This window comes from Bartonella sp. SL320 (assembly GCF_059687635.1).
This window is the reverse complement of sequence record NZ_CM185143.1, coordinates 517,501-531,331: the sequence shown is the minus strand read 5'-3', so window position 1 is coordinate 531,331 and position 13,831 is coordinate 517,501. Positions and strand designations below refer to the sequence as shown.

At 38.0% G+C, this 13,831-nt stretch carries 10 protein-coding genes, 1 tRNA gene and 1 rRNA gene (1 of these 12 cut by a window edge); 8 read left to right on the top strand and 4 right to left on the bottom strand.

Going from position 1 to position 13,831, the window contains the following annotated elements; all coding sequences use genetic code 11:
• Positions 1–236 precede the first annotated feature (236 nt).
• On the bottom strand, positions 237–1,433 hold the full coding sequence (locus AC6ER8_RS02240; protein ID WP_497078982.1) for a multidrug effflux MFS transporter: 1,197 nt from the start codon (positions 1,431–1,433) through the stop codon (positions 237–239).
• A 1,412-nt stretch (positions 1,434–2,845) separates the two neighbouring features.
• Between AC6ER8_RS02240 and AC6ER8_RS02235 the strand changes: the two genes are divergently transcribed.
• From AC6ER8_RS02235 to AC6ER8_RS02200, 8 genes are all read left to right on the top strand, one after another.
• Positions 2,846–3,934 carry a DUF3792 domain-containing protein gene (locus AC6ER8_RS02235; RefSeq protein WP_497078980.1) on the top strand — a complete coding sequence of 363 codons (1,089 nt, stop codon included), beginning with the start codon at positions 2,846–2,848 and terminating at the stop codon, positions 3,932–3,934.
• A gap of 229 nt (positions 3,935–4,163) precedes the next feature.
• Entirely contained in the window at positions 4,164–5,348 is a 1,185-nt protein-coding gene (locus AC6ER8_RS02230) for an MFS transporter (RefSeq protein ID WP_497078978.1), read from the top strand.
• A gap of 119 nt (positions 5,349–5,467) precedes the next feature.
• Complete coding sequence (locus tag AC6ER8_RS02225) at positions 5,468–6,664, top strand: MFS transporter (protein WP_497078976.1); 1,197 nt, start codon at positions 5,468–5,470, stop codon at positions 6,662–6,664.
• A gap of 236 nt (positions 6,665–6,900) precedes the next feature.
• Positions 6,901–7,572 carry a hypothetical protein gene (locus AC6ER8_RS02220; RefSeq protein WP_497078974.1) on the top strand — a complete coding sequence of 224 codons (672 nt, stop codon included), beginning with the start codon at positions 6,901–6,903 and terminating at the stop codon, positions 7,570–7,572.
• 4 nt (positions 7,573–7,576) lie between these two features.
• Complete coding sequence (locus AC6ER8_RS02215) at positions 7,577–8,812, top strand: DUF2087 domain-containing protein (protein WP_497078972.1); 1,236 nt, start codon at positions 7,577–7,579, stop codon at positions 8,810–8,812.
• Positions 8,813–8,982: 170 nt separating this feature from the next.
• Positions 8,983–9,234: a hypothetical protein gene (locus tag AC6ER8_RS02210; protein ID WP_497078971.1), complete on the top strand. Its 252-nt coding sequence runs from the start codon at positions 8,983–8,985 to the stop codon at positions 9,232–9,234.
• A 108-nt stretch (positions 9,235–9,342) separates the two neighbouring features.
• Positions 9,343–9,573 (top strand): hypothetical protein, encoded by a 231-nt coding sequence (locus AC6ER8_RS02205; RefSeq protein ID WP_497078969.1) that lies wholly within the window; start codon positions 9,343–9,345, stop codon positions 9,571–9,573.
• Between the two features lie 66 nt (positions 9,574–9,639).
• Positions 9,640–10,794 (top strand): MFS transporter, encoded by a 1,155-nt coding sequence (locus AC6ER8_RS02200; RefSeq protein WP_497078967.1) that lies wholly within the window; start codon positions 9,640–9,642, stop codon positions 10,792–10,794.
• 938 nt (positions 10,795–11,732) lie between these two features.
• Here AC6ER8_RS02200 and AC6ER8_RS02195 read toward each other — a convergent pair.
• From AC6ER8_RS02195 to rrf, 3 genes are all read right to left on the bottom strand, one after another.
• Complete coding sequence (locus AC6ER8_RS02195; protein ID WP_497078965.1) at positions 11,733–11,984, bottom strand: hypothetical protein; 252 nt, start codon at positions 11,982–11,984, stop codon at positions 11,733–11,735.
• A gap of 1,584 nt (positions 11,985–13,568) precedes the next feature.
• A tRNA-Met gene (locus tag AC6ER8_RS02190) sits at positions 13,569–13,645 on the bottom strand.
• Between the two features lie 109 nt (positions 13,646–13,754).
• A 5S ribosomal RNA gene (rrf, locus tag AC6ER8_RS02185) occupies positions 13,755–13,831 on the bottom strand; it runs 38 nt beyond the window's last position.

The window sequence follows — 13,831 nt, the reverse complement described above, 5'->3', positions numbered from 1 at the left end:
AGAGTCAAAGCTCTTCCCCTGCAATATCAATATAATGAAAATACCAAGATGCTGAAACTTTTTCCCCATAAAATCCCCCATAGCAATCAATTTGTCTCATTCATACGAAGCTTATGACAAATTTTAAATTCACGCAATCAACTAACTTCATAGCAAAAACTTATTCAATAACAAACAGCCCATTTATGAAAATATTAAAAACATTTCCGCATAATAGGCTCTTTTTATGCCTTAACTCAGCTTGTTTCTAAAGTCATAAAATCACGCGCTTTTTGAATATAAATGATAAAACCAATAACGCAGCATACTGCCAACAATGTTGCCATAACCCGTGGACTATGACCAGAGATTTTTCCAATAACCGCCGCACTAAGCGCTGCACTTCCTAATTGCAAAGAGCCCATAACACCAGAGGCAGCGCCGGCAGCTTGTGGGTGCGATGAAATAGCCAACGCTGTCCCTAAAGGCAATAAAAAACCATTGCCAAAAGTAAGAACAGCAATGGCCATAAAACTTGTCACAAGCGGCCATGGACTTAAATACATTTGCAAAGCAAAGAGCACACCGCCTATAACAAAAATAATGTATCCTCGACACACCGTTTTTTCCATCGCCTCGCGTTCGAAAAACCAGCGTGCTAAAAAATTTCCTAAAATATAAGGCACGGAGACACCAACATAGCTATAACTAATGTGTATCGGTGATAACCCTAAAGTCGTCAGTAAAAAAGGCGATTCCACAATATAAGCAAAATAAACCGCGTAAGAAAAACTGGGAATAAGTGCATAAAAAATAAATTGTTTATTTCTGAGAACCCCCATATATCCCTTCATAAAACCTAGGGGAGAAAAATTCTGTCGCTTTTGGGGTGGTAGCGTTTCGGTGAGCACAAAACAACACAGCAAAATGGTTAAAAATATAAAAAAGCTTAAAAAGATAAAAGTTGCCTGCCAATGAAAAACTTGTATTAAAAGTCCACCAATAAAAGGAGCAAGTGCTGGCGACATGCCAATAAAAGGAAAAACAATCAAATAAAGTTTTCCTGATGCTTTTTTATCCAACAAATCATTGACAATCGCACGACTTAAGACAAGGCCTGCACAAGCACCAAGACCTTGCAAAAAACGTAAGACAAGAAAAGCGTGAATATGAACCGTATAAATCACCCCCAGTGTTGTGAATAACCATAAGAATAAACCCAATAGAAGTGTTTTTTTACGCCCAAAACTATCACTCAGCGGTCCATAAATGAGCTGACCAAGTGCCAATGCAAACAAAAAAACAGCCACCGCACTTTGAATTTGAGATTGTGTCACGTGATAATATTGACGCATATCTCCCAGAGCTGGTAAAAAAATATCTGTAGAGATCAATCCCCCAGTCGATAAACATACAATAAGTATAATAAATGGCAAAGTATATTTACGATCCATAAATAAAACCACACTTTTAAATTTAGAGATTAAATATTATTGAGTTAAAAATAACAAATATAATTGTATTTTTCTTATATAGATAAATAATTATAATTAAAAGTGTTATTATTTTACTTTATAAAATAAAATTTCTATTATTCTTTTAATAAATAAAACTCTATTCTACATGTTTTACATATAGAAAAATCAATCTATGAATAAGCTTTTCTTTACACACACTTTGCCGTAATCTTCTGCTGTTTTTTTCATTGCGATCATAAGCAAAAGCAAACTCTCTCTACGGCAACAATCCCACTTTCTATACACTATCCATAAAAGTTGCCATACAATATTTATAAGTTGATCGATAAAACGCAAAGCAGGAAAACAATCCTTCACGTCTCTACCCCCAAAATCACTATGGTATAAACACAGCATATAACACAACAACCGCTAAAAAAGACCCTACCAACCAAAATCGTTATTGTAAAGAATTTAAGTCTGGCAGCTTACAGAATACTTATAAAATATAAGAGCATTTCTCCCCTCCCCCTCACAACCCAATATATTTTGAAACGCCTCAATAAAATCAGTGCTCGACAAAATAATCAGCATCCGTAACAATCTGAAAACAGCTTTGAAAAATCCATTCACAAACTGTCTCAAAAGTTTTCCCCACGAACTAAAGAACCTAAAAATACACATAGAAAAAGTGACGCATATCTGTCTTTTCAGCAATACCATATCAGAAAAATTCAAAAACAGTTTTTATAAAGATAAATTTGAAACACAGGATATAAAAGACACAAAAGAAGAAATCTGTAGCAACTATACACAAAGAACAGTGCCTAACCCTTCTAATGCATCAATTCAAATAAACATTATAAATATGGTACCTTCACACAAAATAATCCCTCAGGAGCTGATGCCTATGACATCATTTTGCGCAACCAGCTCATGATATAAAAGACGTTTCATCTCTTTGCACCTTGGTGCGCTCAACAAAATTCTTCATAAAGAGCTCTAAACAAAAACTTCAAAAGCCAATAAATCTTTTTATGATATATATTGCTTTGATTTCCCCCCTAAGAGGCCCAAAAAATATAAAAAAGCCTGAGCAGATAATTGAGATCTTGCAGCCTTACACAAAGCCCCACAGCCTACAGTAATAGCTTGGAACAGCTTCTCTTACCCCCCATGACACAAGGTATCATTAAAAACTATTTTGTCTTAGTAAGAGATACAATGATCACACGAATATATCTTTTCTCAAGCATAGATTAAACTCTTTAGAGTTGTTTAGTTTAATATTTTTTCTCTCATAAAATATTGAAGCGTTTTTCTTATGCATTTTTCGCACCTCTCCCTCCACTTTGGAACATAATGGACAATAAGGCATTGTATCTCCAGCATATTCAAGGAGATAAAACATGGAAACCCGTATTCCTGAAAACACACCTTTTGATACGAATTTTCTAGGCAAAACATCCCTAGAGACAGAGTATCCTTTTTTTCAAACACCCATTTCATGGTCCGCCATTTTTGCTGGACTGGTTACAGCGCTTGCTGTCTCAATCTGCCTCTCTTTTCTGGTAGGAGCCCTAGGATTAAGCCAAATGGACTTTACCTCGTCCTCCCCTTTTGAAGGCTCTTTCCTCTCAATGGGCATAGGCTCCCTTATCGTTATGCTGATAAGCCTTGCTTTAGGAGGCTTTGTGGCGGGGCGTTTTGCTGAAACCGCTGGGGCTCTTCATGGTTTCTTAACCTGGGCTCTCATAACACTGCTGATGACCCTCCAAGCTATTCACGTGGTTTCAAGTACAGCAAAAATAGGAGCAAAAGCTACCCTAGAAAGCAGTTCTATGATCGAAAAGACTATAGACGGTTTTAAAACCAATATTTCTCCCTTGCTTACAAAATTAAACAGTGAGGATTTTACAAAGTTTTTTACAACAAAAAATGACAATGGGATTAATTTTGACCAACTTGGCAATGAATTGCGCACCCTTCTCAAAAAAAGTGACATTCCTGCCCTAAACCCAGAGCGCTTAAAAACCTCCTATCAGGCAGCACTCAACGATATTGGTTCTGCAATAACCGCTTTCAAAAATGATCCTTCGCATTATCGCACGACCTTTAAAAATCTAGAAGAACGCCTTTCTGATCGTGTAGAAGATTTGACAGCAAAGTTTGATAAAAACGATATCATCAATGCCCTCATAAAAGATGGTATGAGCCGTTCAGATGCCCAAACCGCAGCCAACCGTGCCGTTCAACTTTATCAAAGTGCAGAGGCAAAAACGACAAAAGCAATAAAAGTGCTTGAAGAACGGGCTGAAAACCTTTCTGACAATCTTGAAGATACTATCAAGGGCGCTAAAAATACCGCCACAAAAGTCACAAACACAGCCTCCAAAATGGGCTGGTGGGGTTTTTTAGGCAGTCTGATAGGTGCTTTTATTTCAAGCATTTGTGGTTATTATGGTTACAGAAGCCGTAAGGATAGTTTTAAGCTTTAAAATTTCTCGCTTAAAAAAATAAACACTTAAAAAGCTGTACAAATCTGTGCAGCTTTTTTTACACCGATTTGAGAAGCTTTTTCTATAATAAGACAATAAGAAAAATTTCTTATCTCAACCTAATCACGAGGAAAAAACTAGACAGCGCAAACCTACCTGATATACCATACCACCACAGGCAGGGAGAAGTTTTAAAAGCCATAAAAGCTTTATCGTTTTGGGGAGCGTTGTGACAAAGAAAAAATCTATAATTTTTGCCCAAATAGGACTTTTCCTCATTTTGGGATTTAGCAGCTTTGCCGATGAAACGGCTCAAGTCACATTTGCTTTAAACTTGGCAGAAAGTACAGCCTCCATTTCCATGCTGCTTTTTGCAGGGCTTATCGGAGCCATTTGTGCAGGCCCCATTGCCCCGCGTCTTTTGCATCGCTTTCAGTCAGCGCACACGATCACGGTTGTTTTATTGTTTGAAGCACTTTTCATAGCCACAGCCGCAATCGCTAACCAGTTTTGGGCTTATATTGCCCTTTCTTTTGCATTAGGCTGTGCGGGTTCACTCTTTTGGTCTGCTATCCTTGTTGCGGTACCTGAATTGGCAAAAAATGATCAGCAATTAGACCGCATCAATCGCATTATCCAAACAGTTCGTAATCTTGGCTATATTGCCGGACCACTGCTTGGGGGTGTCTTATATGGTCTATCAAACGGACAAAAAGGGCTCTTTGCACTATCCCTCATGGTTTTCTGTGCCGCCTTGATCACTACATACTGTTTTAAAAGTTTAAAAACACCTGTGCCAACAACAACGCCTCCAAAACAGCAAAGCAAAAAGGGACTAGATTTAACAGGGCTCTTGCGTAAGAAAAATGTTGTCTATGCTCTTTGCCCCCTCATTATCACCATCATTCTCACCTCCGCTCTCAATGTGTTGTCGATTGTCCGCATCCGCACCGAGCTACAGTTTAGTGCACAAACCTATGGAATAATCACAAGCATGTTAAGTCTTGGCCTTGTGGTCGGTCCACTGTGTTTTTCCAGCCTTTTTCACCGCCTTGGCAATGCTGCCGGTGCCTCACTGGCTGCTGCAACCATTGGCTTGTCGATTTTCTGTTTTTCCTTAACACCGCTTATATGGCTGATGATGCTGTCCTTTTTTATCCTTGGGAGTGCCAACGGTGTGCAAAATGCCCTCATGGCAAGTTTTATGATGAAAGCTATTCCAAAAGAACAACGAAACAATCAAATGCCCGCCTATATCTTCATTATACAAACAGCCGTATGCATTGGTTTTATCAGTGCAGGTTTTGTAAAAGTGCACCATACCCAATCCATACTCCTTATCATCGGCATTGCCACCATGATCACCGGCATATTAGGCTTTATTGTAAACAGCGCTCTACAAAAAAAACAATAGGATAATGTTCAACTTCCTTTGCCAACGTATCGGAAAAAATAAGAACAAAGCGAAAACCTGTGATATATCATGAACATATAGGAAAAAAACGTAACTTTATCGTCTTGGGGAGGAGCATTGTGACAAAGAAAAAATCCATGATTTTTTCCCAAATAGGACTTTTCCTCATTTTAGGACTTAGCAGCTTTGCTGATGAAACGGTTCAAATCACTCTTATCCTGCATTTAGCAAAAAATACCTCCTCCATTTCAATTCTTCTTTTAGCAGGATTTATCGGGGGAATTTGTGCAGGCCCCATTGCCCCATACCTTTTGCATCTCTTCAAACCTGCACGAACAGTTCCCCTTATTTTATTTTTTCAAGCAATATTCGTAGCTATAGCTGCAATGACGAGCCAGTTTTGGTCTTATATTGCCCTTTCTTTTGCACTGGGCTGTGCTGGTTCACTCTTTTGGTCTTCTATCCTTGTTGCAGTACCTGACTTCGCAAACAATGATCAGCAATTAGACCGTATCAATCGTATTATCCAAACAGTTCGTAATCTTGGCTATGTTGCCGGACCACTGTTGGGGGGTGCATTGTATGGTCTATCAAACGGACGAAAAGGGCTCTTTGCACTGTCCCTCATGGTTTTCTGTGCCGCCTTGATCACCACATACTGTTTTAAAAATTTTAAAACACCTGTGCCAACAACACCCCCAAAACAACAGACAAAAAAAAGACTCGATTTAACAGGACTCTTGCATAAAAAAAATGTTGTCTATGCTCTTTCCCCCCTCATCATCACCATCATCCTCACTTCTATTCTAAGCGTAGTGCTCATTGTCCGCATCCGCACCGAGCTATCCTTTAGCGCACAAACCTATGGAATGATCAGCAGCATGGCCAGCCTCGGCCTCGTAGTGGGGCCTCTCTGCTTTTCCAGCCTTTTTCACCGCCTTGGCAATGCTGCTGGTGCATCCCTAGCTGCCGCAACCATTGGCTTTGGTATTTTCTGTTTATCCTTAACACCGCTTATATGGCTAATGCTGTTATCCTCTTTCATCCGTGGATCAGCCAACGGCGTGCAAAATACCCTTATGGCAAATTTTATGATGAAAGCTATTCCAAAAGAACAACGAAACAGCCAAATGCCCGCCTATATCTTCATCATACAAACAGCCGTATGCATTGGTTTTATCAGTGCAGGTTTTGTTCATGTGCACCATAACACCCAACCCACACTCCTTATCATCAGTATCGCCACCATGGTCACCGGCATATTAGGCTGTATCATAAACAGCACTCTGCAAAAAAAGGAATGGGATAATGCCTAACAAACCTTGCCATCTTTTCCATAAAGTAAACCATGCTAAACAAGGACATGACAATCACCACCCGATCAGATCCTAATAAAATCCCAATCACATCATTGTCTTCTCCCATGCAAACCCAGAACAGCCAGCAACCCCAGAACAACGAATGTAAGACTTTGATAAACTACTCCGTGAGAAGCAGAAAACAACCATTCCCGCAGCAATATGGGGACTTTAAAACAAAAACCAATAACATCATGCAACAAGATCCTATAGGCTTAAATTTTTACCACGGAACAGGTGGTTATGTATGGCAACAAGCCAACACCATGCAACATGACTTGCATGAAAACATCCACACTCTTGCCTTACAAAAAACCACACCGCCCATAACCATTCATTCTTTTGCCGTCTACCCACGCAAATTAGCCCCCCTCGCACACGTTCAATGGACAAAGGATATACAGAGCATAAAAAACAAACCAGCACTCATTGGCAAACGTCAAATACAGCCTATCACCTTTGTTTCTACCAAAAACAAAGCTTTTGGTGGATTTGATTTGCTAACCTTTACAGCGCTTCATAATGGCTGTTCCGTTCAAACCTTGAAAAAAATCAAATTCAATGGTTGCCTTTTTGACGGGGACAATCTTTTGATATCCTTGTTGCAATACGGTCTCATTCAAACAAACCAACAAGCCTTTTCATCAGATCATGCAACGGCTCTCGTACAAGAACCAACATGTCGTATTAATTTTCCTCTTGGTACTCTTGCCATTTATCAACTCAACGGAGGCACAATCCGGCTCAATGAAACAACCAAACCTCTCTTGCAAAAAACCACAACAGCAATAGATCTCCAACACCCCATAGAACCAACAACAACATTTTTTATCAAAGCAGAAATGCTGCGACTAGTAAAAGGATAAGGAAATGTCTCTGATAAGACCTGGTATGGGAACAGAAAACAGTATTGAACTCACTTGTACGCTCATTCAAATGGCAAGACCGCGCACCGTTCTTGAAATCGGTGCGGGGGATAGCACACGCTTTATTGCTAAAGCACTGCAAAAAGCAAAACAAGCATGGCAACAAGATAAAAAACTTTTAGAATCCTCCACTTGGGAAGAACGTACAGCTTTGCTTGATCCTTCAAGCGTCCTTGAAAATTATCAACCACGATTGATCACCATTGATGATTTTTCAGCAGAAGGTCAATCAGCTGAAGAAGCATGGCAAAAATTGCTCCAAGACGACAACATTGAAAAAAATACTGTAATATTTATCCATGAGAATTTCTTCTCTCTTGATGATGAAACGCTTAAATCTTGGGGTCCCATAGATTTTGCTTGGCTTGATGCTGGAACACCCGCAGATGATGTGCGACTTATTACCACACTGTGGGAACATATTACACCTGGTGGTTATCTTTGTCTGCATGAACCAACCATGACCATTGCTCTCGATGGAGAACAACGGGGGTGCCGTGTGAGAACTCCTTTGTGGGAAGAAATTCTCTACCGGCTTGATGGAACCTATGAGGCTTTAACACTGCCCGAAAACCACAAATATCGTCAAAGTGGTCTGGGGATTATTCGCAAACGCACCCCTGCTGAGCAAATTTTCCGCACACAATCGCTCCAAGCAGAACTCATCGAAATCAACGAGCACCCTCTTCGCAATGATCTTTTACCCATGGGAAAAGAAAGCCTTCAAAAACGATATACTTGTAATTCAGTGATTTCTGCCATGACCTCACCAACACTGCGCGCCGTTTACGCCGCCATTATCCTTGGTGCGAAAAATCTTTCTGATATCCTAAAACATGTCGATTATGATGCAAAAACCATTCACAAATCGATCAATCGTCTTTTGAATCTTGGTCTTATTCAAAACACAACAGCAGGATTTCAAGTAGAAGAGACACTCTGGAAAATGCTAGAGGATAAACGTGAGCGAGAGAGGGAAAATTTAAGCGACCGCCATTTAGAAACAGAAGAGATGCTACCCAAAATTGCCCAAGCCTTCCAAAGAGAAAAAATCTATAGCGAAACGGAAGTCTCTAAGATATGCAACCTCTTCACGATAGATTTTGCCCGATTACGACGCACCCTCGTTGAGAGAGGATTTTTACAACGCCATGGAGGAAAATATCAGCGTATACGCTAAAAGGAAATCTAAAAATAGTCGTGAACGCAATCGTTTTTCTCCAACACTTTAAAATAATGAATAACCTTCAACTCAAAAAATATAAAATACATCATTCATCCAATTCATAAGTTGACAATCTATAGAAATACATCCACCCTCTTTATAAGCGTTTCATGGGAGAAGCAAAAATGCGGGATATCAATTGGTTATCAAAAAGAATAAGGAACAATCAAAATCATCACGGGGAGATGGGGGTTCAAAATCTCAATGACCTCACAATTGTTGCGAAAACATCAGGACACAGTATTATTGCTCAATCAGAGGAAACTTATATTGATAGTATGTCATGTTCCTATCTAAAATTAGAACGTCATCCAGCATTAAGGAATGCCGTGAAATCTTCCGTAGAGAGATTTGCTGTGCGATACGCAGCGGCATGAACCCGTGCAAAATGCATATTATTCGATAAGCTTGCGTTACAAATTAAACACTATTTTTCTCGATCTCTCTTCCGTTACATTTCATTCATATTAGGAAAACTCTGTTTTATGAAATTCCATACAGCTCAAGGAGACAGCACTATTGGCAAAATGGTGCACACAAAAACAATATTGGCTGAAAAAATTTTTATAAGCGCCTATGGTAAGGAAAACTTCTATTCTGAAATGCTCAATATTTCTAAAAACAGCGTAGAAAAAAATAATATCCTTGCAGTGAACTGGCTGATAAATCCGAAAGGATACTATTACAACGAAATCTGTACAGCAAAACAGGGCTGATAAAACTTCCCCAAGAGATAAAACAGATTGCTTTTGATCATTTAACAACACTTCTATGGAAATTCCATGAGCAAAAATAAAATTCCTTTTTTTATCTATAGTTCAGTTTTTCTTTCTGAATTTTCCTTTTTCTTTGTACTCCCTCTCCTTGGAAACTCTGCTCTTATAACGGCTGCAAATGTTGCGTTTTATCTCGCTGGATCGGTAATCCTTGAAAGCATTCTCATGGTAACCACAACAGGTTTCTTAGAGAGATTTTCGCGTAAACTTTTAATAGCTATCACTTTTATTTTAAGGAGTAGCGCTTTCCTATGCGTTATCTTGTCAACCACAGCTTCTGCATGGCTGGCCTTTTTCACTTTAATGGCTTTTTCAAAAGCAATTTCAAAGCCGTTTTTAAGAGAAATTTTATCAGAACATCTCGATGGCAGTGCTCTTAAACGCGCATTAACCCTTTATTCTTTTTTTCAAAACGCTGCTGTCGTTATAGCCCCTCTCGTTGCAACGATCGCCATAAAATATAATGCATCCGCTTTTTTAATGGCTTTTTTTGCAATTATTAGTTTGTATCTTTGTGTTCTATCCATTCAAATTGTTTACAATTACCCTCATAAAAAATCATCCGTTGAAAAGAATAAAAAAACAAATGCTTCTCTTCTGTCTTCTTTAAAAGAAATCATGCGTCATCATGCTATTGTTTATTTACTGGTCACAGCTTTTCTTTGCACGTTTATCATGGGAATTTTTATCACTACCACAACACTTCTCAGTAAATTTGACAGCAATCTGGCTCCTTATAGCGGAATTTTCTTTTCAATTGTTGGGATCAGTATTTGTATCTGGCAAGGAATAATCAATAAACATCTCACCCTTTCCGATAAAACAACTTTTTACCTGTTATGGCTTATGGGAAGTTTTGCTTCATTTTTCCTCATGGGTGGAGTCTTTACCGCTGTGGCTGCATTAATTTTCTACAGTATCTATGAATCTGTCATGATCCCAGAGATATACTATCAAGCCAACAAAACAACCGCATCCCTCTCTGCTAGTGTTCTTTTTAGTTATATCCTTGTTGTTTCAAATATTGGTCAAGCGATAGGCTCATGGACAAGTGGAGGGATCATTAGTCATTTCAACAATCATATCGCTTTCATTTTTTGTATGATCATTATCGTCTCCTCCTTTGCTTCTTGCCTTTGCCTCATGCAAACGAAAAAATAAGGAATTTCAATGGTGCCTACCCTTTTTGCAATCGATGATACAACAAGAATACCCATAACACTTCGGCATAAGTGGCCTCATTATGAGTTTGTAACATAACGCTGCTGTAAAAAAAACGCAAAACTGTTTTTAAGGATTTCTCTGTAAGCTCTAAAGCCAATTGCCTCACAACTGGAGGAAATTATGGGGCAGATTTCTATTTGTCCATAAAGTTTATTATTTTCTTAAAGTGGCATATGATCCATATTGATTTTTTCTGTTTGAGTTTATTGGAAAGGTATTAGAGCTTTGATTTGTATGGGCTTTTTTTGGGATTTATATGTTGTGTATAGATTTTTTAGAGTAAAGGCAGAATATATTGGGCATTTTTATCTTTGAATACACTGGTTAATTATCCGCACTGTATGTGTTTATATGCGGCTCTGTTGTTCTGATTTAAGAATTATCTTTAGAAGTATTTAGAGGCTGTTTTTTTATAGTCTAATTTGCAACTTATTTTTCATCGATCCCTCCCCTTATTTACGTCTTACGAGGCGTATCCCCTCAAAAGATAATTCTCATAACACCTATGCTTCATGTACTTAAGCATTTTTAACGGATCAATCATTTTTTTTGCCCTCTCGGCTTTTCCTTAAGCACAATGATGTGAACATGGAAACGTTTGTAAGATATCCTATTTGCAACAAATTTAGCCAGCTTTACAGTTGATCCATTCTCTCTCATAGTTAAGACAGGTTTCAGCACCCATAGGCTATAAAGTCCACTGTTGCTATTTTCTGCTTTAGCAAAAGATAGGAAGGCATTTCAAACGATAAAGAAGCAACAAGAGCATGAACTTAAAGGAGCATTATGAGCTTCAAACTGCAAATCTTCTTACGCAAATTATTTTGCATGTCTCCCCCGCCCCTCCCCCGTTATTTACGTTTTCTGAGTGGGAATTATAGAGAATACAATGAAGAGAGAGAAGGTACTAATTTTTTATTTTCTTCATTGTCGCGAGGATTTTTAAACACTGATGATTTTTCGGGGAATACTCGTATTTTTACGACACACATAAAAGTTTTATTTTGGACTGGCCCTGACTGACTTAAGCAATATGATAGGGGATATAAAATAGGATGGGCATCTTTTATTATTTTGATTTCAGGGTTTATTTTTGCCATGTTTTGATCCGGAAAGGTTTCAACCATACCCTTCTCCAGTCCATAGCTTTTAGGTAGACTTATTTGTCATTGAAGTGAGCATTTTTTGTGGTGAGAGAAAGCAGCTCTACAAATGATGGTTTAGAAGGTTATGATGCCCCCCATATGATTTACGAAACCTGCGTTATGATGCATGTAGTGCCATTATTTTACATTTTCCTTTTCTCTTTCCAAATCAGTAAAATTTATTGATTTTTGGCAAATTTTTATTTTGCAGAGATATGTGTAAGCATTTTTGCTGCTGATGTTTTGAGAATGGTTCCTCGTGTTTTTTTACTGTATTTTTGCGTAAGAAGCCTTTTTGGCTAATTTTCTATTTGTCAATGTTATTTTTACGCGCGCTTAGGCTCTAGAACTTTGAATTATTGTTTTTCGGCATATTGTATATTTTAGCTTTTGGAGATTAAAGGGAGATTTTTTTGTTGTGGTGAGAGAAAGCAGCTCTACAAATGAACGTTTAGAAGAGTATGATGTTCGCCATATTATTTACGAATCCTGCGTTATGATGCATGTAGTGCCATTATTTTACATTTTCCTTTTCTCTTTCTAAATCAGTAAAAATTATTGATTTTTGGCAAATTTTTATTTTGCAGAGATATGTGTAAGCATTTTTGCTGCTGATGTTTTGAGAATGGTTCCTCGTGTTTTTTTACTGTATTTTTGCGTAAGAAGCCTTTTTGGCTAATTTTCTATTTGTCAATGTTATTTTTACGCGCGCTTAGGCTCTAGAACTTTGAATTATTGTTTTTCGGCATATTGTATATTTTAGCTTTTGGAGATTAAAGGGAGATTTTTTTGTTGTGGTGAGAGAAAGCAGCTCTACAAATGAACGTTTAGAAGAGTATGATGTTCGCCATATTATTTACGAATCCTGCGTTATGATGCATGTAGTGCCATTATTTTACATTTTCCTTTTCTCTTTCTAAATCAGTAAAAATTATTGATTTTTGGCAAATTTTTATTTTGCAGAGATATGTGTAAGCGTTTTTACTGTTGGTGTTTTGAGAATGGTCTCTTGTATTTTTTATTGTATTTCTACGTAAGAAGCCTTTTTGGCTAATTTTCTATTTGTCAGTGTTATTTTTACGCAGGCTTAGATTTTACGAGGTTTATTCTGCTCGTCCTCGATGACTTATTTTAGAGAGGCATCTTGCCTTAAAGGGAATACGATTGGATGAGGTAACATCTGATTGTTTTTTCTTGTAATAAGCTTGTACTTGTCCCATGGCACCTATATTCACCCATATTGATTTTTTCTGTTTGAGTTTATTGGAGGGAGGCTTTGATTGGTATGTTTTTTTGGGGTTCAGATGTTGTGCATAAAGTTTTTTAGAGTAAAGGCAGAATATATTGGGTATTTTTGATGTTGGGTTAATTTAGCTTTGAACACAGTAAATTTTCAGGGCTAGATGTGTTTACATACGGCTTTGTTTTTCTGGTTTAAGCATTATCTTTATTTGGCTTTTGTTTTTTTATTTTGCGTGGTTTATTTGTTATGATTTTTACATAGCTATATTTTGTATGCGTATTATAGATGGGTTGTGCAAATTTTATGCCTGAGATTTGTTTTCTTGGTTGCGGGGGCAGGATTTGAACCTGCGGCCTTCAGGTTATGAGCCTGACGAGCTACCGGGCTGCTCCACCCCGCGTTATTATATTAAAACAAGAGTTTTTTGTTGTCTACAGAGTGTATTTATAATGTTTTATTATATTATATTTTTATTAAAAAGTTTTGAGAATATTTTATGCATTTAGCAGACCTGGCAGCGACTTACTCTCCCGTGCCTTAAGGCAAAGTACCATCAGCGCTGGAGCGTTTCACGGCCGAGTTCGGG

Coding starts and splice junctions, on each gene's coding strand:
- AC6ER8_RS02240 (WP_497078982.1), bottom strand. CDS start 1,433: ATGGATCGTAAATATACTTTGCCATTTATTATACTTATTGTATGTTTA.
- AC6ER8_RS02235 (WP_497078980.1), top strand. CDS start 2,846: ATGGAAACCCGTATTCCTGAAAACACACCTTTTGATACGAATTTTCTA.
- AC6ER8_RS02220 (WP_497078974.1), top strand. CDS start 6,901: ATGCAACAAGATCCTATAGGCTTAAATTTTTACCACGGAACAGGTGGT.
- AC6ER8_RS02215 (WP_497078972.1), top strand. CDS start 7,577: ATGTCTCTGATAAGACCTGGTATGGGAACAGAAAACAGTATTGAACTC.
- AC6ER8_RS02210 (WP_497078971.1), top strand. CDS start 8,983: ATGCGGGATATCAATTGGTTATCAAAAAGAATAAGGAACAATCAAAAT.
- AC6ER8_RS02205 (WP_497078969.1), top strand. CDS start 9,343: ATGAAATTCCATACAGCTCAAGGAGACAGCACTATTGGCAAAATGGTG.
- AC6ER8_RS02200 (WP_497078967.1), top strand. CDS start 9,640: ATGAGCAAAAATAAAATTCCTTTTTTTATCTATAGTTCAGTTTTTCTT.
- AC6ER8_RS02195 (WP_497078965.1), bottom strand. CDS start 11,984: ATGGTTGAAACCTTTCCGGATCAAAACATGGCAAAAATAAACCCTGAA.